The 19551-nt window shown below is 69.5% G+C and carries 16 protein-coding genes; 10 read left to right on the top strand and 6 right to left on the bottom strand.

Annotation, left to right across the window (positions count from 1 at the left end; translation table 11 throughout):
* Nucleotides 1–59 precede the first annotated feature (59 nt).
* Nucleotides 60–1019: a LysR family transcriptional regulator gene (locus DIE03_RS31425; RefSeq protein WP_124456088.1), complete on the bottom strand. Its 960-nt coding sequence runs from the start codon at nt 1017–1019 to the stop codon at nt 60–62.
* Between the two features lie 157 nt (nt 1020–1176).
* Here DIE03_RS31425 and DIE03_RS31420 point away from each other — a divergent pair, with 157 nt between their 5' ends.
* From DIE03_RS31420 to mmsB, 3 genes are all read left to right on the top strand, one after another.
* Nucleotides 1177–2496 (top strand): MFS transporter, encoded by a 1320-nt coding sequence (locus DIE03_RS31420; protein ID WP_124456087.1) that lies wholly within the window; start codon nt 1177–1179, stop codon nt 2494–2496.
* A 113-nt stretch (nt 2497–2609) separates the two neighbouring features.
* Nucleotides 2610–4136, top strand: coding sequence for a CoA-acylating methylmalonate-semialdehyde dehydrogenase (locus DIE03_RS31415; protein ID WP_124456086.1), 1527 nt, complete (start codon nt 2610–2612; stop codon nt 4134–4136).
* Nucleotides 4137–4150: 14 nt separating this feature from the next.
* Complete coding sequence (gene mmsB / locus DIE03_RS31410) at nt 4151–5041, top strand: 3-hydroxyisobutyrate dehydrogenase (RefSeq protein WP_124456085.1); 891 nt, start codon at nt 4151–4153, stop codon at nt 5039–5041.
* Nucleotides 5042–5173: 132 nt separating this feature from the next.
* Here the strand turns inward: mmsB and DIE03_RS31405 are convergent, their stop codons facing one another.
* The 4 genes from DIE03_RS31405 to DIE03_RS31390 form a co-directional block, all read right to left on the bottom strand.
* On the bottom strand, nt 5174–5506 hold the full coding sequence (locus DIE03_RS31405) for a hypothetical protein (protein ID WP_124456084.1): 333 nt from the start codon (nt 5504–5506) through the stop codon (nt 5174–5176).
* Nucleotides 5507–5730: 224 nt separating this feature from the next.
* Nucleotides 5731–8124 carry a c-type cytochrome gene (locus DIE03_RS31400; RefSeq protein WP_124456083.1) on the bottom strand — a complete coding sequence of 798 codons (2394 nt, stop codon included), beginning with the start codon at nt 8122–8124 and terminating at the stop codon, nt 5731–5733.
* Nucleotides 8114–8617: a (2Fe-2S)-binding protein gene (locus DIE03_RS31395; protein WP_124456082.1), complete on the bottom strand. Its 504-nt coding sequence runs from the start codon at nt 8615–8617 to the stop codon at nt 8114–8116. Before DIE03_RS31395 ends, DIE03_RS31400 begins: the two co-directional genes overlap by 11 nt.
* Before the next feature lie 172 nt (nt 8618–8789).
* Entirely contained in the window at nt 8790–9947 is a 1158-nt protein-coding gene (locus DIE03_RS31390; protein WP_124456081.1) for an FAD-dependent monooxygenase, read from the bottom strand.
* Between the two features lie 298 nt (nt 9948–10245).
* On the opposite strand from DIE03_RS31390, the gene DIE03_RS31385 reads away from it, so the two are divergent.
* From DIE03_RS31385 to DIE03_RS31365, 5 genes are all read left to right on the top strand, one after another.
* Nucleotides 10246–10998 (top strand): Asp/Glu racemase, encoded by a 753-nt coding sequence (locus tag DIE03_RS31385; protein ID WP_124456080.1) that lies wholly within the window; start codon nt 10246–10248, stop codon nt 10996–10998.
* A gap of 27 nt (nt 10999–11025) precedes the next feature.
* Nucleotides 11026–11856, top strand: a complete 831-nt coding sequence (locus DIE03_RS31380) for an alpha/beta fold hydrolase (RefSeq protein ID WP_124456079.1) — start codon at nt 11026–11028, stop codon at nt 11854–11856.
* A gap of 48 nt (nt 11857–11904) precedes the next feature.
* The gene (locus DIE03_RS31375) at nt 11905–12945 is read left to right on the top strand and encodes a 2,5-dihydroxypyridine 5,6-dioxygenase (protein WP_124456078.1); all 1041 of its coding nucleotides are present in this window, start codon (nt 11905–11907) and stop codon (nt 12943–12945) included.
* 18 nt (nt 12946–12963) lie between these two features.
* Nucleotides 12964–13617 carry an isochorismatase family protein gene (locus tag DIE03_RS31370; protein ID WP_089427863.1) on the top strand — a complete coding sequence of 218 codons (654 nt, stop codon included), beginning with the start codon at nt 12964–12966 and terminating at the stop codon, nt 13615–13617.
* A 152-nt stretch (nt 13618–13769) separates the two neighbouring features.
* On the top strand, nt 13770–16055 hold the full coding sequence (locus tag DIE03_RS31365; RefSeq protein ID WP_124456077.1) for a molybdopterin cofactor-binding domain-containing protein: 2286 nt from the start codon (nt 13770–13772) through the stop codon (nt 16053–16055).
* 23 nt (nt 16056–16078) lie between these two features.
* Here the strand turns inward: DIE03_RS31365 and DIE03_RS31360 are convergent, their stop codons facing one another.
* On the bottom strand, nt 16079–16525 hold the full coding sequence (locus DIE03_RS31360) for a MarR family winged helix-turn-helix transcriptional regulator (protein ID WP_124456076.1): 447 nt from the start codon (nt 16523–16525) through the stop codon (nt 16079–16081).
* Between the two features lie 535 nt (nt 16526–17060).
* On the opposite strand from DIE03_RS31360, the gene DIE03_RS31355 reads away from it, so the two are divergent.
* Complete coding sequence (locus DIE03_RS31355; RefSeq protein ID WP_124456075.1) at nt 17061–18368, top strand: MFS transporter; 1308 nt, start codon at nt 17061–17063, stop codon at nt 18366–18368.
* Nucleotides 18369–18664: 296 nt separating this feature from the next.
* Nucleotides 18665–19429, top strand: coding sequence for a DUF4397 domain-containing protein (locus DIE03_RS31350; protein ID WP_124456074.1), 765 nt, complete (start codon nt 18665–18667; stop codon nt 19427–19429).
* Nucleotides 19430–19551: the final 122 nt, after the last annotated feature.

Below are 19551 nucleotides of genomic sequence, written 5' to 3'. Positions count from 1 at the left end.
GGCACAACCGCCGCCATGCCGAAGCGTGCGGCCCGTCATCACGACGCGCACGCGGCCCGCTATTCCGGCTCGCCGACGAATCGCAGCGTCCCCGATTCGCCCGACAGCAGCGCGCGATTCGCGTCCGCCGCCGCGCGCAGGTAATCCCACAGCGCGGTCACGCGCCGCAGCTTGCGCAGATCCTCGCGGCACGTCAGCCAGAAGCACCGCGTGACGACCACGTCGTCCGGCAGCACCGGCACCAGCGCCGGCTGCGTGGCCGCCATGAAGCACGGCAGGATCGCGAGCCCGCCGCCCTGCAGCGCCGCGAAGTACTGCGCGATCACGCTCGTCGTGCGCAGCCCGGCCGTCGCACCGGGCACCGCGCGATCGAGGTACAGCAACTCGTTGCTGAACGCGAGATCGTCGACGTAGCTGATGAACGTGTGCTGCGCGAGATCGTCCGTGCAGGTGATCGGCGCGTGGCTCGCGAGGTAGTCGCGCGTCGCGTAGAGCCGCAACCGGTAATCGCACAGCTTCGTGACCACGTAGGGCCCGCGCTCGGGCCGCTCGAGCGTGATCGCGAGGTCGGCCTCGCGCTTCGGCAGGTTGACGAAATGCGGCACGGGCAGCAGGTCGACCGTCACGTGCGGATGCTCGGCGCGAAACTGCGCGAGCTGCGGCGCGAGGAAAAAGCAGCCGAACCCTTCCGTCGACCCGATCCGCACGTGGCCCGACAGCGCCTCGCCGGTGTTCGCGACCTGGTCGCATGCCGACTGCACGGTCGTCTCCATCGCGTCCGCGTACGCGACGAGCCGCTGCCCTTCGGCCGTCAGCGTGAAGCCGCCGGAGCGCGACTTGTCGAACAGCAGCGTGCCCATCGCGGCCTCGAGCGCACGGATGCGCCGCGCGACGGTCGTGTAGTCGACGCCGAGCCGCTTCGCGGCGCCGCTTGCGCGCTGCGTGCGCGCGACTTCGAGGAAAAAGCGCAGGTCGTCCCAGTTCAGGTTGCCGGAAACCGGCTCGGTGGCATGTCGCATCGGCGAGGGAAAAAGGGGCTGGAGTCTCCGGGCCGGCCGTCGATATGCATAAATGCACATCCAACCGGTTTCTTTATCGGTACATGATGAATCTGCGCATAACTATACTCGACCGTGACCTGCGGACCACGAGCCGCGGCACCACCACGGAGACACCATGCAGACCCGATCCACCCTCGATGAGCATGCGACCATCGCGACACCCGCGCCCGAGCGCACCGCGAAGCATTACCTGCTGGCCGGCTGGGCCAGCATGGCAGGCACGACGATCGAGTGGTACGACTTCTTCCTCTACGGCACGGCCGCCGCGCTCGTGTTCAACCGCATCTTCTTCCCGTCGCTGGACCCCGTCGTCGGCACGCTCGCGGCGTTCGGCACGTTCGCGGTCGGCTTCATCGGGCGGCCGATGGGCGGCATCGTGTTCGGCCACTTCGGCGACCGCATCGGCCGCAAGTCGATGCTGATGATCACGCTGCTGCTGATGGGCGTGCCGAGCATGATCATCGGGCTGATCCCGTCGTACGACAGCATCGGCTACTGGGCCGCGGCGCTCTTGATCGCGATGCGCTTCCTGCAGGGGATGGCGGTGGGCGGCGAATGGGGCGGCGCGGTGCTGATGGCCGTCGAACACGCGCCGAAAGGCCGCAAGGGGCTGTTCGGCAGCCTGCCGCAGACGGGCGTCGGACTCGGCCTGATCCTGTCGTCGGTCGCGATGGCCGCGGTCGCCGCGCTGCCGGAAGCCGACATGCTGTCGTGGGGCTGGCGCGTGCCGTTCCTCGCGAGCATCGCGCTCGTCGGGCTCGGCTGGTTCATCCGCGCGAAGGTGCCCGAATCGCCCGACTTCGAGAAGATGCAGCGCCAGGGCAAGGCCGAGAAGTCGCCGGTAACGACCGCGCTGCGCCGCCATCCGCGCGAGGTGCTGACGATCGTCGGCGCGCGCGCCGCGGAGAACACGTGGTTCTACATGGTCGTCACGTTCGCGCTCGCCTACGCGACGCAGCAGCTGCACCTGCCGAAGGCCGAGATGCTGCACGCGATCACGGCCGGCGCCGCGCTGTCGCTCGTGACGATGCCGCTGTGCGGCCACCTGAGCGACCGCATCGGACAGCGCCGGATGTTCGCGATCGGCCTCGTGCTGATGTGCGCGTTCGCCGCGCCGTTCTTCATGATGCTCGGCACGCAGCAGACGTCGACCGCATGGTGGGCGATCGTGCTCGGCCTCGGCGTCGTGTTCCCGATCCTCTATGCGCCGGAATCGCTGCTGTTCGCGCAGCAGTTCCCCGCTGAAATCCGCTACAGCGGCATCTCGCTGTCGGTGCAGCTCGCCGGCGTGATCGGCGGCGGCTTCGCGCCGATGATCGCGACGTCGCTGCTCAAGGCCGGCGGCGGCCAGCCGCACTACGTGATCGCGTACCTCGTCGGCTTCGGCGTGTTCGCGCTCATGTGTACCGCATTGATGCGCCCGGCGCGCGCGTGAGCCCGCCGCCGGCATCCGATCGATTTCAGTTCGTCCTGCCGCCCGCCGCGCCTGCACGCGCGGCGGGAGCAGCCCCCCTTTGTCATCGCCACACCGTTTCCCCGGAGAGTTCCATGAACGCCGCAGTTCCCCAGACCACCCTCGCCGTGCCCACCGCCAAGCTGCTGATCGACGGCGCATTCGTCGAATCGCAGAGCGCCGAATGGAGCGACATCGTCAATCCCGCGACGCAGGACGTGATCGGCCGCGTGCCGTATGCGACGCTCGACGAGGTCGACGCCGCGATCGCGTCCGCGCAGCGCGCGTTCCAGACGTGGAAGACGACGCCGATCGGCGCGCGGCTGCGCATCATGCTGAAGTTCCAGGACCTCGTGCGCCGCAATCTCGAACGGATCGCGCACACGCTGACGGCCGAGCAAGGCAAGACGCTGCCCGACGCGCAGGGCGACATCTTCCGCGGCCTCGAGGTCGTCGAGCATGCGTGCTCGATCGGCACGCTGCAGCAAGGCGAATTCGCGGAGAACGTCGCGGGCGGCGTCGATACCTACACGCTGCGCCAGCCGATCGGCGTGTGCGCGGGCATCACGCCGTTCAACTTCCCCGGCATGATCCCGCTGTGGATGTTCCCGATGGCGATCGTGTGCGGCAACACGTTCGTGCTGAAGCCGTCGGAGCAGGACCCGCTGTCGACGATGCAGCTGGTCGAACTCGCGATCGAGGCCGGCGTGCCGCAAGGCGTGCTGAACGTCGTGCACGGCGGCAAGACGGTGGTCGACCGCCTGTGCACGCATCCGGACATCAAGGCGATCTCGTTCGTCGGTTCGACGCGCGTCGGCACGCACGTGTACAACCTCGGCAGCCAGCACGGCAAGCGCGTGCAGTCGATGATGGGCGCGAAGAACCACGCGGTTGTGCTGCCCGATGCGCACCGCGAGCAGTCGATCAACGCGCTCGTCGGCGCGGGCTTCGGCGCGGCCGGCCAGCGCTGCATGGCGACCTCGGTCGTCGTGCTGGTCGGCAAGGCGCGCGACTGGCTGCCCGATCTCGTCGAGAAGGCGAAGGTGCTGAAGATCAACGCGGGCCACGAGCCCGGCACCGATGTCGGCCCGGTCGTGTCGAAGGCCGCGCAGGCGCGCATCACCGCGCTGATCGACGAAGGCGTGAAGGCCGGCGCGAAGCTGGAACTCGACGGCCGCGACGTGAAGGTGCCCGGCTACGAGCAGGGCAACTTCGTCGGCCCGACGATCTTCTCGGGCGTGACGACCGACATGTCGATCTATACGGAAGAAATCTTCGGGCCGGTGGTGGTCGTGCTCGAAGCCGACACGCTCGACGACGCGATCGCGCTCGTCAATCGCAACCCGATGGGCAACGGCGTCGGCCTGTTCACGCAGAGCGGCGCGGCCGCACGCAAGTTCCAGAGCGAGATCGACATCGGCCAGGTCGGCATCAACATCCCGATTCCGGTGCCGGTGCCCTACTTCAGCTTCACGGGCTCGCGCGGCTCGAAGCTCGGCGATCTCGGCCCGTACGGCAAGCAGGTCGTGCAGTTCTACACGCAGACGAAGACGGTCACCGCGCGCTGGTTCGACGACGACGCGACGGCCGGCGGCGTGAACACGACGATCGCGCTGCGCTGATTGAGGGCCCGCACATGGACATTGCATTCATCGGACTCGGCAACATGGGCGGCCCCATGGCCGCCAATTTGCTCAAGGCCGGCCACGCGCTGACGGTGTTCGACCTCGACGCACATGCGGTCGACGCCGCGGTGCGCGCAGGCGCGACGGCGGCCGGCTCGCCGCGCGAAGCGGCCGCACGCGGCGCTGTCGCGATCACGATGCTGCCGGCCGCGCAGCACGTGCGCGCGGTCTACCTCGGCGACGACGGCGTGCTGGCCGGCGCGCGAGCGGGCGCACTGCTGATCGACTGCAGCACGATCGATCCCGGCACCGTGCGCGCGGTGGCCGACGCCGCCGCACGACGCGACTTCCCGCTCGCCGATGCGCCCGTGTCGGGCGGCACCGGCGGCGCGCAGGCCGGCACGCTGACCTTCATGGTCGGCGCGAGCGCCGCGCTCTTCGAGCGCATCCGCCCCGTGCTGCTCGACATGGGCAGGAACGTCGTGCATTGCGGCGGCACGGGCACCGGGCAGATCGCGAAGATCTGCAACAACCTGCTGCTCGGGATCTCGATGATGGGCGTGTCGGAAGCCATGGCGCTCGGCGCCGCGCTCGGCATCGATCCGGCCGTGCTGGCCGGCATCATCAACACGTCGACCGGCCGCTGCTGGAGCTCGGACACGTACAACCCGTATCCGGGCGTGAGCGACACGGCGCCGGCCGCACGCGGCTATGCGGGCGGCTTCGCGGCGAACCTGATGCTGAAGGATCTCGGGCTGGCGACCGAAGCCGCCCGGAGCGCGCATCAGCCGGTGTGGATGGGCGCGCTCGCGCAGCAGCTCTATCAGTCGATGAGCCAGCAGGGGCTCGGCACGCTCGATTTCTCCGCGTGCGTGAAGCTGTACGAGGCACGGCCGGCCTGAGCCGAACGGCCAGCGCCGGACGTGCGCCGACCCGCGATGTGCCAGTCCGGCATCGCGGGTCGGTTTGCATGCGGGGGAGGGAAATGCAGGCGTCGCTTCAGGCGCCGGCGGTGCGCCGGCACCTCCGTGCGTTCAACCGCGCGGGTTCGATGCCGTCTCGAAGGTCGGATGGCACTCGAATGCGAGTTCGGAGCGCGCGTCGACACGGCGGCCGCCGGTCAGCGATTCCGTCTTCATGCTCGCGCGCATCCCGCGCTGCGTGCAGTAGTTGGTGGCTTCGCTGACGGCCTTCTCGTGGGCATCGGCCCACGTCGTCGACACGCCGACCGTGCGCGTCGTCACGGTGTACACGTTCGGGTTCGACGTCGCGGTCACGTCGGAAGCGGTCGAACACGCGGCGAGCAAGCATGCAACAGCCGCGACGGTCAACCATCGCAGGGTTCGGTAAGAGACTGGAATGGACATGAGGGGCAGGCGCACGCCGTTCGACGTGCATTGAGCAACATAGGCGACAGTATGCCTGCTCGATCGCCGGAGATCATGCCCCTTTCAGTGAACACATTGTTTCGAATGGTTAAACGATGGCCGTTTCAGGCAAGATTTACAGCCGTCGCCCGCGCTCATTTTCGTCGGGCAGGTCATTTCGCCCTGCCCGCATGGCGTTCCGCGCGCTCACGCGCGCATGACGGTCAAGGTTCGCCCGCCTGCCGGATCCTCGCCGATGCTTCCGCCAGGTTCCGCCACGCCGGCTGCCCCGGTGCATAGCGCGCACGGATGTAGGCGGCAAGCTCGGCCATCTGGCGGTCGTCGAAGGCCGCGCCGAAACCCGGCATGTAGCCGAGCTGGTCGGTGGCCGGCTGGTCGATCCCGTGGTGCAGCACGCGCAGCAGGTTGTCCGGCGTCGACTGGCTGACGCTCGTGTTGACGCCCATCAGCGGACGCACGCCGAAATGCCCGACGCCGCCCGATTCCGCATGACAGACCGCGCATGCCGTGTCGAACGCGCGGCGGCCGTTCTCGAGGCCGAGCGTCGCGACGGTTTCCGCGCCGCGCGCCTGGCGGGTTGCCGCGTCCGCGGCGACCGCGGCATCGACCGGCGGCGACAGCGACGCCAGATAGTGCGCGATCGCCCGGACGTCGGACTCGGGCAGCGCCGCGAGCCCCGCGACGACGGGCGCCATCGGTCCGGCCGCGACGCCGTGCTGCGCGGAGAAACCTGTGCGCAGATAGTCGAACAGCGCGCCTTCGGTCCATGGCACGGGCGAGGCCGGCGACGCGACGAGCGGCGGCGCGACCCATCCCTCCGCTTCGCCGCCAGACAGGTAGGCCAGGCCGCCCTTCTCCGCACCGAGCGCGTTGCGCGGCGTATGGCAGGCGCCGCAGTGCCCGGCACCGTCGACCAGATACTTGCCGCGATTCCACGTCGCGGAGCGCGCCGGGTCCGGTGCAAACGGCCGTGCGTCGTGATACAGCCAGTTCCAGCCGGCGACGAGGCGCCGCTGGTCGAGCGGGAACGGCAGTTTCGTCTTCGGCGGCACGTGCTTCACCGGTGGCTGCGACATCAGGTACGCATAGAGCGCGAGCAGGTCGGGCTCGCTCAGCTTCGCGAACGCCGTGTACGGGAACGCCGGATACAGGTGCGTACCGTCGCGCGAGAGGCCTTCGCGCATCGCGCGGGCGAACGCCGGATACGACCAGGTGCCGATGCCGGTTTCCGGATCGGGCGTGAGGTTCGTCGTGTAGATCGTGCCGAACGGCGTATCGAGCGCGAGCCCGCCCGCGTTGGTCGCGCCGCCGGGCGCCGTGTGGCACACCGCGCAATCGCCGGCAAGCGCGACCTGGCGGCCGCGTTCGAGCGTCGCGGCGCTCCACATCGCGCCGTCCGCGCCGCCGGGCGCAACGGGCGCGATCGGCGCTGGCCCCGGCAGGATCGCGCATGCGAGCCCGATCAGCCCGCCGACCACGCCGCCCGCGCCGCCGCCGGCCAGCCAGCGGCGCCAGCGCGATGCACGGCGCGGGGCCGCATGCAGCCCGTCGCCGGCACCAACCGGCACCGGTTGCGCGAGTGCCGCGCGAATGTGCGCGGCATCGAATGGCGGCGCACGAAAACGCACGCCCGTCGCATCGTACAGTGCATTCGCGATCGCCGCCGCGGCCGGTGCCGCCGCCTGCTCGATCCGGCGCGCATCGTGCACGGACAGCTCGCCCTGCGCGCGGTGCGCCGCTGCGTCGAGTGCGACCAGTTCGTGTGCGATCGCGTCCGGCTGCGCACCGGCACCGGTCTCGTCGTGCGCGGGCCGCGCGGACAACCGGGCCCCCATCACGCGTGAAATCGCGGCCTCGATCTGCCACGCGGGCAAGCCGGCCAGCGCCGCATCGCCCGGCTCGCCGTTGCCCTGCCCGGCCACGACGCGCCGCACCGCAACGTCGCCCGTCGCGCGATCGACTTCGAGATCGACGACCCATGCGGACCAGCGCGGATCGTCGTCATGGCGGGCAGCGTCGGATTCGGCCGCGGGATCGCCGTCGAATGCGAAGCCGCGTCCGCTGACCGTCGAACGCGTGTTCGTACGGGCCGAGACCGGCGCACCCCATGCGGCGCGCTCGCTGACCATCCGGATCGTCTCGCGCGGCCCCGCGTCCCGCGCGGCATCGAGGTGCTGCAGCCGCAGCGCGACCGGGTCGCGTCGCAACGCGCTGGCGAGTTCGTCGACGAAGGATTCACGGGCAAATGCGTGCGCGTGGCCGGGAATCGCACCGTCGGCATCGGCCAGCTCGATCGAGGTCTGCGCGTGCCGGTAGACGAACGGCGACGCCGCGCCGGCATGCGCCCGGTCCGCCGCCGCTCCGCGCGCATCGTGCGCGCCTGCACCGGCCGCCTGCACGCGATAGCGCCAGGCCGTCATCCGCCCGTCGGGTGCGGTGCGCGTCTCGATGTCGAACGATGCGCGCGCGTGCGCGTCGCCGATCGGCCATTCGTAGCGCGCACGGTGCGCGTGCGATGCGCCTGCAGCGGTATCGTCGCGCGTGTCGGGCGCCTCGGCGCGCTCCGGCTGCGCAGGCAGGCTTGCGTCACGCTTCATCGCCGTCTCGCAGATAGCGTGCCGCGCGATGCACCGCACGGATGATCTCCAGATGCGTGCCGCAACGACACAGGTTGAAGCGCAACGCGTCGCGGATCGCCGCATCGTCCGGCGCGGGGTGGCGGTCGAGCAGCGCCTTCGTGCTCATGATCATCCCGTTCAGGCAATAGCCGCATTGCGCGGCCTGCTCGTCGATGAACGCGCGCTGGATCGGATGCAGCGCGTCGCGCGAGCCGAGCCCTTCGAGCGTCGTGACGTCGCGCCCGTTCGCGGCGGCGGCCGGCACGACGCACGAACGCGTGGCTTGCCCGTCGACGAGCACCGTGCACGCACCGCACTGCCCGAGCCCGCAGCCGTATTTCGGGCCGTTGAGCGCGCAGTCGTTGCGCAGGACCAGTAGCAGCGGTGCGTCGGGCGCGGCGACGTCGAAGGTGTGCGGCGTGCCGTTCACGCGAAACGCCAGCGGCCGCGACGGAGAGGCGGGATGGGACATGAATGGTTCCGGAATGCGGCGCGCGGGCCGGGAGCGGCCGGCGGCGGGCACTGCCGCCGGCCGGCACCCGCCGGCGCGCGCCTGACATATAACACGCCGAAATGCGCACGTACCCGCGCACGTCGATCGCCGCGACGGCCCGGCGCCGGCCGGCGCGGGCACGGCGGGCGCGTCAGGCCGCGGCCGCCACGTTGCTGCGCGACGGCGCCGCGAGCGGCACGTCGAACACGTCGTAACCGAACACCCACGACGGATCCTCGTTCGTGCGCAGCCACGTGTTGTTGTGCGACACGAGCTGCACCTTCGACGCGCGCGCCGCGCGGTTCGCCTCGTACAGCGCGAATGCGCCCGCATGGTCGCCGATGCCGACTTCATCGAGACAGCGCGCGAGCATCGCGGCATCCTCGATCGCCATCGCCGCGCCCTGCGCCATGTGCGGCTTCATCGGATGGCACGCGTCGCCGAGCAGCACGAGACGGCCGCGGCTCCACAACGGCAGCGGATCGCGCTCGAGCAGCGGCCACTTGGTGATCGACGGCGAAACGTCGATCAGGTGCTGGATGTCGGCGTGGAAACCCGCGAACGCCTCACGCATCTCGTCGCGGCTGCTGTCGACCATCGATACGCCATCGGGCCACTCGGCCTGCGGCACGCCCGTCACGTAGTAATACTCGTCACGCTTCTCGGTCACGTAGTAGACCATCATGTGGCGATCCTCCGACCACCACTTCACGCACATGTCGTACGGCTTGTTGCCGAGCAGCGCCGCCGGGAACACCGCGCGGTGCGCGACATAACCCGTGTAGCGCGGCGGTTCCGCGCCGAGCAGGTGCTCGCGGATCCGCGAATTCACGCCGTCCGCGCCGATCACGATGTCGGCCGTCTCGACGCTGCCGTCGGTGAACGTCAGGCGCACGTCGCTGCCCGTATCCTCGACCGCCGCGAGCCGCTTGCCGAAGCGGATCGTGCCGGCCGTGACCGCCTGCGTCATCAACGCATGGAAATCGCCGCGATGCACGGTCAGGTAGCTCGCGCCGTAGGTCTTGCGCGCGTAATCGCCAAGCGGAATCTGCGACAGCACGTCGGCCGTCTGCCAGTCGCGGCTGTACCAGAAATCCGGGTGCGAACCCATCGTCTCCAGCGCGTCCTCGCAGCCGATGCGCCGCATGATCTTCATCACGTTCGGGCCGAGATGGATGCCCGCGCCGAGGCGCGAGAACGCGGGCGCCTGCTCGTACAGCGCGACGTCGTAACCGCCGCGCTGCAGCAGCGCAGCCGCGGCCGTGCCGCCGAGACCGGCGCCGATGATTGCGATACGGGGTTTGCTCATGCGGATCTCCTGATCGTGGGCCCATTGCCGAACGCGGCACGGATACGGGCGGATTGAATGGCGTTTATGTAGCGTACACACTCAATTTATTCAGGACAAGCGGATTATCGAGCGTCGTCACTGCATTCGGGAAAATACCGATAATTCCTCAAAAACCCGCACACACCAATGGACTCGCTGCGTTACACCTCATTTTGATTCATTGCCATTTTCAAATGTACACACTAGACTTTGCTCGACATCCGGCGATCCCGCACCCGCGTGCCGCCCCACCCTTACCGACACGGAGCCTCCCGTCATGAGCAAGACCTACCGCATCGGCCAGATCGTGCCGAGTTCCAACACGACGATGGAAACCGAGATTCCCGCGATGCTGCGATTGCGCGAAACGATCCGTCCCGAGCGCTTCACGTACCACTCGAGCCGGATGCGGATGAAGAAGGTCGTCAAGGAAGAACTCGCGGCAATGGATGCCGAATCCGACCGCTGCGCGGTGGAACTGAGCGATGCGCGCGTCGACGTGCTCGGCTACGCGTGCCTCGTCGCGATCATGGCGATGGGCCACGGCTACCACCGCGTGTCGCAGGCGCGCCTGACGAAGCACACGGCCGACAATGGCGCGCAGGCGCCCGTGCTGACTAGCGCGGGCGCGCTCGTCGACGCGCTGAAGGTGATCGGCGCGAAGCGCATCGTCGTCGTCGCGCCTTACATGCTGCCGCTCACCGAGCTCGTGGTCGGCTACATCCGCAACGAAGGCTTCGACGTACTCGCCTATCGCGCGCTGGAGATTCCCGACAACCTCGACGTCGGCCGCCACGATCCGGCACGCCTGCCCGACATCGTGAAGACGCTGCCGTACCAGGACGCCGACGCAATCGTGCTGTCCGCCTGCGTGCAGATGCCGTCGCTGCCGGCCGTCGCGAAGGTCGAGGCGATGACGGGCAAGCCGGTCGTCACGGCCGCGATCGCGACCACCTACGCGATGCTGCGCGAGCTCGACCTCGAGCCCGTCGTGCCCGGCGCCGGCGCGCTGCTGTCCGGCGCGTACTGAGCGCGGCCCTTCCGACGGAGTCCATTCATGTCCTCGACTTTCCTGTACGGCGCGAACATCCGCGCGAACGGCATCCGCCAGCACTACCTGCGCTACGGCGGCACGACCGGCGCGCGCGCGTCGCGCTCGGCGATCGTGCTGATCCCCGGCATCACGAGCCCCGCGATCACGTGGGGTTTCGTCGGCGAAGTGTTCGGCGCGGCATTCGACACCTACGTGCTCGACGTGCGCGGCCGCGGGCTGTCGGACGCGTCGCCGTCGCTCGACTACGGCCTCGATGCGCAGGCGGACGACATCGCGGCGCTCGTCGCCGCGCTCGGCCTGCCGCGCACGAGCCTCGTCGGCCATTCGATGGGCGCGCGGATCGCCGCGCGCGCGGCCCGGCACGGTATCCGTGGGCTCGCCTCCGTCGTCCTCGTCGACCCGCCCGTATCGGGCCCGAACCGCCGCGACTATCCGGGCAAGCTGCCGTGGTACATCGACTCGATGGCGCTCGCCCGCGCCGGCACCGACGCCGAAGGCATGCGCGCGTTCTGCCCGACCTGGACCGACGCCGAGCTGCAGTTGCGCGCCGAATGGCTGCATACCTGCGACGAGCGTGCGGTGCGCGCGTCGTACGAAGGATTCCATACCGACGATTTCCACGCCGATGCCGCGCAACTGGCCGTGCCGTCGCTGCTGATCACGGCCGAGCGCGGCGACGTGGTGCGCGACGACGACGTCGCCGAACTGCAGCGTGCGACGCCGTCGATGCGGCACGTGCGCGTGCCCGACGCCGGCCACATGATTCCGTGGGACAACGCCGCGGGCTTCTACGCGGCGTTCGGCGACTTCCTCGGCGCACCGCTCGCGGCCTGATCGCACGGCGCCCGCCCTCTTTCCCATACGCCTTTACCGGAGCCGACGATGCCAGTCAGCGATACCCAACTGATCGACGCGTGGAAGCAGGTCCTCACGCTGTCGCGCCTCGAACCGGGCCAGACCGTCACGATCCTGACGAGCGCGGCCACCCACCCGCAGACGCTGTCGTGCGCGCTGATCGCGACGCAATCGATGGGCGCGATCGTCAACCGGCTCGACCTGCCGCCGGTGAACGGCGACAAGGCGTTCAGCCGCGACCCGCTCGCCTATCTCGGCACGACGCCGCTGACCGGCAACAAGGCCGCGATCGCCGCGCTGCGCGAGAGCGACCTCGTGCTCGACCTGATGACGCTGCTGTTCTCGCCCGAGCAGCACGAGATCCTGAAGTCCGGCACGAAGATCCTGCTCGCGGTCGAGCCGCCCGAGATGCTCGTGCGGATGGTGCCGACGCCGGCCGACCGCACGCGCGTGCTCGCCGCGTCGAAAAAAATCGCGGCTGCCCGCGAGATGCGCGTGACCTCGGCGGCCGGCACCGCGCTCGTGTGCCCGCTCGGCGAGTTCCCGCCGACGGCCGAATACGGCTTCGTCGACGCGCCGGGCCGCTGGGACCACTGGCCGAGCGGCTTCGCGCTGACCTACCCGAACGACCGCACCGCGCGCGGCACGATCGTCATCGATCGCGGCGACATCCTGCTGCCGCAGAAGCACTACGTGAGCGAACCGATCGTGCTGACCGTCGAAGGCGGCTACGCGACGCGCATCGAAGGCGGCGTCGACGCCGACCTGCTGCGCGACTACATGGAAACGTTCACCGACCCGGAAGGCTATGCGATCTCGCATATCGGCTGGGGGCTGCAGCCGCGTGCGCGCTGGTCGACGCTCGGGCTGTACGACCGCGAGGCGACGATCGGGATGGATGCGCGCGCATTCGAGGGCAACTTCCTGTTCTCGCTCGGCCCGAACAACGAAGGCGGCGGCAACCGCACGACCACCTGCCACATCGACATCCCGCTGCGCCGCTGCACGGTCGAACTCGACGGCGAGACCGTCGTGCGCGACGGCCGCGTGACCGATCAACCCGCCTGACCGACGAGCACCCGCACCATGAACGATCTTTCCCGTCACGCCGAAGCGAACGTGTATCGCCAGCAGGGTTTCGGCACGCCACTGCCGCCGCACGGCAACATCGGCCTGCTGATCGTCGATTTCGTGGTCGGCTTCGCCGATCCCGCGACGTTCGGCGGCGGCAACATCGCGCCCGCGATCGCGCGCACGACGCGTGCGCTCGCGCTCGCGCGCGAACGCGGCTGGCCGGTCGCGCACAGCCGCATCGTGTATGCGGACGACGGCAGCGACGACAACGTGTTCTCGCTGAAGGTGCCCGGCATGGCGACGCTGACCGAGCACCACCCGAACAGCGCGATCGTGCCCGAACTCACGCCCGCGCCAGGCGAACTCGTCGTGCGCAAGACCGTGCCGTCGGCGTTCTTCGGCACGCAGCTGGCGCCGTGGCTCGCCCAGCGCGCGGTGCAGACGCTGCTCGTCGCGGGCGCCGTGACGAGCGGCTGCGTGCGCGCGAGCGTGGTCGACGCGATGTCGCACGGGTTTCGCCCGCTCGTGCTGGCCGATTGCGTCGGCGATCGTGCAATCGCGCCGCACGACGCGAACCTGTTCGACATGCAGCAGAAATATGCGGCCGTGATGCCGCTCGACGACGCGATCGCGGCGATCGATGCGGTACAGGCCCGCGCGCGCTGAATCGCGACGGATCGCGGGCGGCCCCATGTGTCGTGCCGCCCGCGATTGACGCTGCGCTTTTGGCGGCCTAGATTGGCTTCACGCGCGCCGCCGCCCGAACGCGCCCCGACGCCGCCCGCCGGCCGCGCCGCTCCCGACAGGACCCCTCCCCCGTGAATCGCTCCGAACTGCTCGCGCGCGACGGCTGCCTGACCGTCATCCGGCCACCCGCGCCGCCCGTCAAGCCGGCGCCCGGCCAGCCGGGCAGCCTGTCGTCCTACGTGCCGGCACTGCCCGAAGTCTTCGTCGCGATTCTCGACGACGGCCGCATCCTCGCGTTCAACGGCCACGTCGATCTCGGCACCGGCATCCGCACGTCGCTCGCGCAGATCGTCGCCGAGGAACTCGACGTGCCGGCCGCGCGCGTGACGATGATGCTCGGCGACACGGCCGCGACCCCGAACCAGGGCCCGACCATCGCGAGCGCGACGATCCAGATTTCCGCGACGCCGCTGCGCTGCGCGGCCGCGCAGGCGCGTCACACGTTGCTGGCGCTCGCCGCCGAGCGGTTCGGCGTCGATGCGGAACGGCTGGCCGTCGACGATGGAACGATTTCGGCCGACGGGCAGGCGATCACGTTCGCCGCGCTCGTCGCCGCGCACCGGATCGCGCTGACGCTCGACCTGAACATCCGCACGAAGGATCCCGCGCACTACCGGATCGTCGGCAAATCGGCGCCGCGTGTCGACCTGCCCGCGAAGGCGACCGGCCAGCTCACGTTCGTGCACGACATGCGCGTTCCGGACATGCTGCACGGCCGCGTCGTGCGGCCGCCGTATGCGGGCCACGACAGCGGCGCATTCGTCGGCACGTCGCTCGTCGAGGTCGACCGCGCGTCGGTGGCCAACGTGCCGGGGCTCGTGGCCGTCGTCGCGCTCGGCGATTTCGTCGGCGTCGTCGCCGAGCGCGAGGAACACGCGATCCGCGCGGCGCGCCAGTTGCGCGTGACGTGGCGGCCGCATCCCGCGCTGCCGCCGCTCGACGATCCGGCCGCCGCGATCGCCGCCGCGCCGGCCACGCGCCGCGTGCTGCTCGACGAAGGCGATGTCGATGCCGCGCGAACCCAACCGGATACGATCACGCTGTCGCGCACCTATGCATGGCCGTTCCAGATGCACGGCTCGATCGGCCCGTCCTGCGCGCTCGCCGACTACCGGGAGCCGGGCGACGGGCGGATCACCGTGTGGTCCGGCACGCAGAACCCCGTGTCGCTGCGCCATGACCTCGCGACGCTCGTCGCACGCGACGAAGCCGATCTCGACGTCGTGCGGATGGAAGCGGCCGGCTGCTACGGCCGCAACGGCGCGGACGACGTGTGCGGCGACGCGCTGCTGCTGTCGCGCGCGGTCGGCCGCCCGGTGCGCGTGCAGTTGTCGCGCGCGGACGAGCATCTGTGGGAACCGAAAGGCACGGGCCAGCTGATGCAGGTAACCGGCACCGTCACGCGCGACGGCCGCCTGCTCGGCTACGACTTCACGACACGCTATCCGTCGAACGATGCGCCGCTGCTCGCGGCGCTGCTGACCGGCACGCTCGCGCCCGAGCCGCGCGTGTTCGAAATGGGCGATCGCACGGCCGTGTCGCCGTATGCGAGCCCGCATCGCCGTTTCGTCTGCGAGGATCTCGCGCCGCTCGTGCGGGCATCGTGGCTGCGCGGCGTATCGGCGTTGCCGAACTCGTTCGCGCACGATGCGTTCGCCGACGAATGCGCGGCGCTGACGGGCGTCGACCCGCTCGCGTTCCGGCTGCGCCATCTGCAGGACGCGCGCGCGATCGCGCTGCTGCAGGCCGTGGCCGACCGCGCGGGCTGGACGCCGCGCGTGCCACGCCCGCCTCGCGAGCACGACGGGTCGCGGCTCGCACGCGGCCGCGGCATCGCCTATGCGCGCTACGTGCACAGCCGCTTCCCCGGCTTCGGCGCGGCGTGGTCGGCATGGATCGTCGACCTGTGCGTCGACCGCGTGTCGGGCGAAATACGCATCGAACGCGTGACGGTCGGCCAGGACACGGGCACGATGATCAACCCGGATGGCGTGCGCCACCAGATCCACGGCAACGTGATCCAGGTATTGAGCCGCACGCTGAAGGAACGCGTGCGGTTCGCGGACGGCAAGGTCGCGTCGCGCGAATGGGCGAGCTATCCGATCCTGACCTTCGCGGAAGTCCCGGACGTCGATGTGGTCTTGATGCCGAGGCAAGGCGAACCGCCGCTCGGCGCGGGCGAATCGGCCTCGGTGCCGGGCCCCGCCGCCGTCGCGAACGCGCTGTTCGATGCGACCGGCGTGCGGTTCTACGCGCCGCCGTTTACACCCGAAACAGTGCGCGCCGCACTACGCGACGCCGGCCGGCTGATGCACGCCGACGAAGCGGGCGCCTCCGTCGCGGCAGGCGCGGCGTAGGCCGCACCTGCGCCGCTCGCGCGTCACGCGTCGCCGTCGTCTTCCATCATCTTGCGCAGCAGGAACTGCAGCGCGACGCGCTCGCCGGGATTGAGCGCGCCATACGTACGCTCCGTCACCTGCCGTGCGAACGGCACCGTGCGGTCGATCAATGCGAGGCCGGGCGCGGTGGCGCGCACGATCAGCTTGCGGCCGTCGTTCGGGTCGGGCAGCACCTCGATCAGCGCGCGCGCCTTCAGGCGCTCGACGACGCCGCGGATCGTCGCCTGGTCGATCGCGGTCGCCTTGACGATGTCGTTCAGCGAGCACGCCTGCCGCTCCTTGACCGCGCACAGCGTCACGAACTGCGCGGCCGTGAGGTCCGAATCGGGAATCGCTTCCTGGAAGATCGATACGTGCCGCTGATACGCGCGGCGCAGCAGGTGCCCGACCTGGTCGTGAAAGTCGTAGGAATCCTTGGAAGACGCCATGAAAGTGCAGGCCCCGTGCCGGGTGTAAGTGAAAGACAAGCAGTGTACACCCTCAAATCGGCGCAATCGGCGAACGGATCGCTGCGTCATTGCGGTGCATCAGGTTGCGCGGCGCCGGGCACGCATCGCGCCTGGCGATTGCCCCATGGACAGGGCGCCACGGCCACGACGCCGGCGCGAGGGCCCGCCGGGCCCGTTCGCGGCGACTGTCGCACGTGCATTCGCGCGCTGTCGCAGGCTTCCGCGCACACACTTCTTTTTTGAGCGTATGCGCACGAATTTCGTGCATGCATCCGTACCCGGACCACCCTTTTCAGCGGGCACTCCATATCACCGAAAACCCCTTCATAAACACGGATTTTCTCGCGCAAACGCTTTCATTCGAATGGTCGGATTCATGCCTGTGCGATTCGGTATTTTCTAGTGTGTACGCTATTTAATTGCCGTGATATACAGACTCCAGTGCGCAGCGGAACCTCCGCGCGCGTCGATCGAGCCACCCATTCATCCGTCACACTCGAACAGGGGCAGTCCCATGTCTACCGCACACCCGAGCGCCGCCGTTTCCCCCGACGACGCGTTGCACGGCCAGCTCTATCGCAAGGTCACGCTGCGCCTCATCACCCTCTTCTGCCTGTGCTACTTCGCGGCCTATCTCGACCGCATCAACATCGGCCTCGCGAAACTCCAGATGCTCGACGCACTGAAGTTCAGCGATACCGTGTACGGCCTCGGCGCCGGCCTGTTCTTCGGCGGCTACATCCTGTTCGAAGTCCCGAGCAACCTGGTGCTGCAACGCGTCGGCGCGAAACTGTGGATCGCGCGGATCATGATCACGTGGGGCCTGCTGTCGGGTGCGACGATGTTCGTGCATACGCCGATGCAGTTCTACGTCGTGCGCTTCCTGCTCGGTGCCGCCGAGGCCGGCTTCCTGCCGGGCGTGCTGCTGTACCTGACGCAGTGGTATCCCGATGCGCGCCGTGCGCGGATCGTCGCGCTGTTCATGGTCGGCCTGCCGCTGTCGAGCATGATCGGCAGCCCGATCTCCGGCTGGATCATGCGCGCGTTCGACGGCGCGCACGGGCTCGGCGGCTGGCAGTGGCTGTTCCTGCTCGAAGCGCTGCCGTCGGTGCTGCTCGGCTTCGCCGTGCTGCGCTGGCTGCCCAACAACATCGAAGCCGCGCAATGGCTGAACGCCGACGAGAAGCGCACGCTGCGCGCGAACCTCGACGCCGATCCGTCCGGCAACAAGAGCCATGCGCTCGCCAAGGCATTCTCCGACCCGAAGGTGTGGGCGCTCGGCCTGATCGACCTGTGCGTGCTGCTCGGCCTGTATGCGGTGAGCTTCTGGCTGCCGACGATCCTGCGCGACACCGGTGTGAAGGACGCTTATCACATCGGCTGGCTGATGGTGATCCCGAATGCCGCCGCCGTGCTCGCCACGCTGTACTGCGGCGCGAGCTCCGATCGCGCACGCGAACGCCGCTGGCATATCGTCGTACCGTTCATGGTGTCGGCCGTCGCGCTGGCGGTCGCGGCTTCGTCGTCGCACGGCACGCTCGGGACGGTACTGCTGTTCTCGCTGATCAATGCAGGCGCGGCCGCCGCGATGCCGGTCGTCTGGGCGCTGCCGTCGACGTTCCTGAAGGGCTCGGCCGCCGCCGGCGGGATCGCATTCGCGTGCTCGATCGCGAACCTCGGCGGGTTCGGCAGCACCTACTTCATCGGCTGGCTGCGCGACACGTTCCATTCGCAAAGCGCGGGACTGTACGGCTTTGCCGCGTGCATGGTGATCGGCTGCGCCCTCGCGCTCGCGTATCCGGCCAGGCTCGTGAACCGCTGACACGGCGCGTCGCCCGCGCGACGCTGTCTTTTTTACAACCGCACCGAGCGGGCATCCGCCCCGCGCCCGCTTCGCCGCACTTCGTTTACCTCGTCCCGCGCACGCCGCCGCAACGGCGCGTGCGCGCTTCCCGGCCGCCGTACGCCGTCGTCCGCCGCACAGGCACAACGCTTGCGCCATCCCCGCGCCCGCCTCTGCGGCGGTCAACATCCTTCCCTCAACCGGCGCTGCGCCCCGCGCGACGCTTCGCGCGGCGGTCCCGCATCGTCAGCAGGTTCCCTGAACGAGAGGACAACATGAAATCAATACGAACGCTGGTGGCCCTGTGCTCCGCCGTTTCCGTGCTCGCGGCGTGCGGCGGCGACGGCAACGACGTCGGCACCGTACTCGGCATCTCGAAGCCGCAGGCGCGCTTCATCAACGCGGTGCCGGCCGGACCGAATCTCGACTACTACCTGAACGCGAAGCTCGACCAGGCCGGCGTCGCGTACAAGGGCGTGACGCGCTATCACGACGTCGATTCGGGCACGCAGAACGCGAGCTACGACGTCTCAGGCACGACGACAACCGTCGCCGCGCAGACGTTCAGCGCGGCGAACGGCCATCACTACACGACGATCGCGCTGCCGAGCACGACGTCGCTGATCTCCGTGATCGACGATCCGTACGACAAGGGCCTGCTGTCGGACAAGGCGCGCGTGCGCAGCTTCAACGCGTCGCCGAACGCGCAGAACGTCGACGTGTACGTCGTCCCGCCCGGCACCGACATCACGACGCAAAGCCCGACGATGGCGGGCGCGGCCTACCAGAACGCGGTGCCGGCCACGACGCAGGATTCGAACTACCTGAACGGCGGCAGCTACCAGGTGATCGTCACGACGGCCGGCAGCAAGACGCCGATCCTCAAGACCGCGCCGGTCACCATCAACAACAACGCCGACTGGCTGCTGCTGACGATTCCGTCGGGCGGGGTCGGCGACGTGACGCCGAACGATATCCACGTGCTCGTCGCGCAGGGCAACGACGCCGATACGTCCGCGCAGGAACTCGGTCCGCAGTAAGGACCGCCAACGGTCGCGGGGGGGGGGGGGGGGGGGGGGGGGCCGCCCGCCCCCCCCCCCCCCGAAGGGGGCCCCGGGGGGGGAGAGACCCGGGGGGGGGCGCGGGCCGGGTGCCGGGTTGG

The sequence above is a fragment of the Burkholderia sp. Bp8992 genome (genome assembly GCF_003853705.1).
GTDB lineage: Bacteria > Pseudomonadota > Gammaproteobacteria > Burkholderiales > Burkholderiaceae > Burkholderia.
The sequence above is the reverse complement of the archived record's forward strand: the minus strand, read 5'-3'. Positions and strand labels throughout refer to the sequence as shown.

Coding starts and splice junctions, on each gene's coding strand:
- DIE03_RS31390 (WP_124456081.1), bottom strand. CDS start 9,947: ATGAGCAAACCCCGTATCGCAATCATCGGCGCCGGTCTCGGCGGCACG.
- DIE03_RS31395 (WP_124456082.1), bottom strand. CDS start 8,617: ATGTCCCATCCCGCCTCTCCGTCGCGGCCGCTGGCGTTTCGCGTGAAC.
- DIE03_RS31405 (WP_124456084.1), bottom strand. CDS start 5,506: ATGTCCATTCCAGTCTCTTACCGAACCCTGCGATGGTTGACCGTCGCG.
- DIE03_RS31375 (WP_124456078.1), top strand. CDS start 11,905: ATGCCAGTCAGCGATACCCAACTGATCGACGCGTGGAAGCAGGTCCTC.
- mmsB (WP_124456085.1), top strand. CDS start 4,151: ATGGACATTGCATTCATCGGACTCGGCAACATGGGCGGCCCCATGGCC.
- DIE03_RS31420 (WP_124456087.1), top strand. CDS start 1,177: ATGCAGACCCGATCCACCCTCGATGAGCATGCGACCATCGCGACACCC.
- DIE03_RS31350 (WP_124456074.1), top strand. CDS start 18,665: ATGAAATCAATACGAACGCTGGTGGCCCTGTGCTCCGCCGTTTCCGTG.
- DIE03_RS31385 (WP_124456080.1), top strand. CDS start 10,246: ATGAGCAAGACCTACCGCATCGGCCAGATCGTGCCGAGTTCCAACACG.
- DIE03_RS31425 (WP_124456088.1), bottom strand. CDS start 1,019: ATGCGACATGCCACCGAGCCGGTTTCCGGCAACCTGAACTGGGACGAC.
- DIE03_RS31400 (WP_124456083.1), bottom strand. CDS start 8,124: ATGAAGCGTGACGCAAGCCTGCCTGCGCAGCCGGAGCGCGCCGAGGCG.
- DIE03_RS31360 (WP_124456076.1), bottom strand. CDS start 16,525: ATGGCGTCTTCCAAGGATTCCTACGACTTTCACGACCAGGTCGGGCAC.
- DIE03_RS31380 (WP_124456079.1), top strand. CDS start 11,026: ATGTCCTCGACTTTCCTGTACGGCGCGAACATCCGCGCGAACGGCATC.
- DIE03_RS31355 (WP_124456075.1), top strand. CDS start 17,061: ATGTCTACCGCACACCCGAGCGCCGCCGTTTCCCCCGACGACGCGTTG.
- DIE03_RS31415 (WP_124456086.1), top strand. CDS start 2,610: ATGAACGCCGCAGTTCCCCAGACCACCCTCGCCGTGCCCACCGCCAAG.
- DIE03_RS31370 (WP_089427863.1), top strand. CDS start 12,964: ATGAACGATCTTTCCCGTCACGCCGAAGCGAACGTGTATCGCCAGCAG.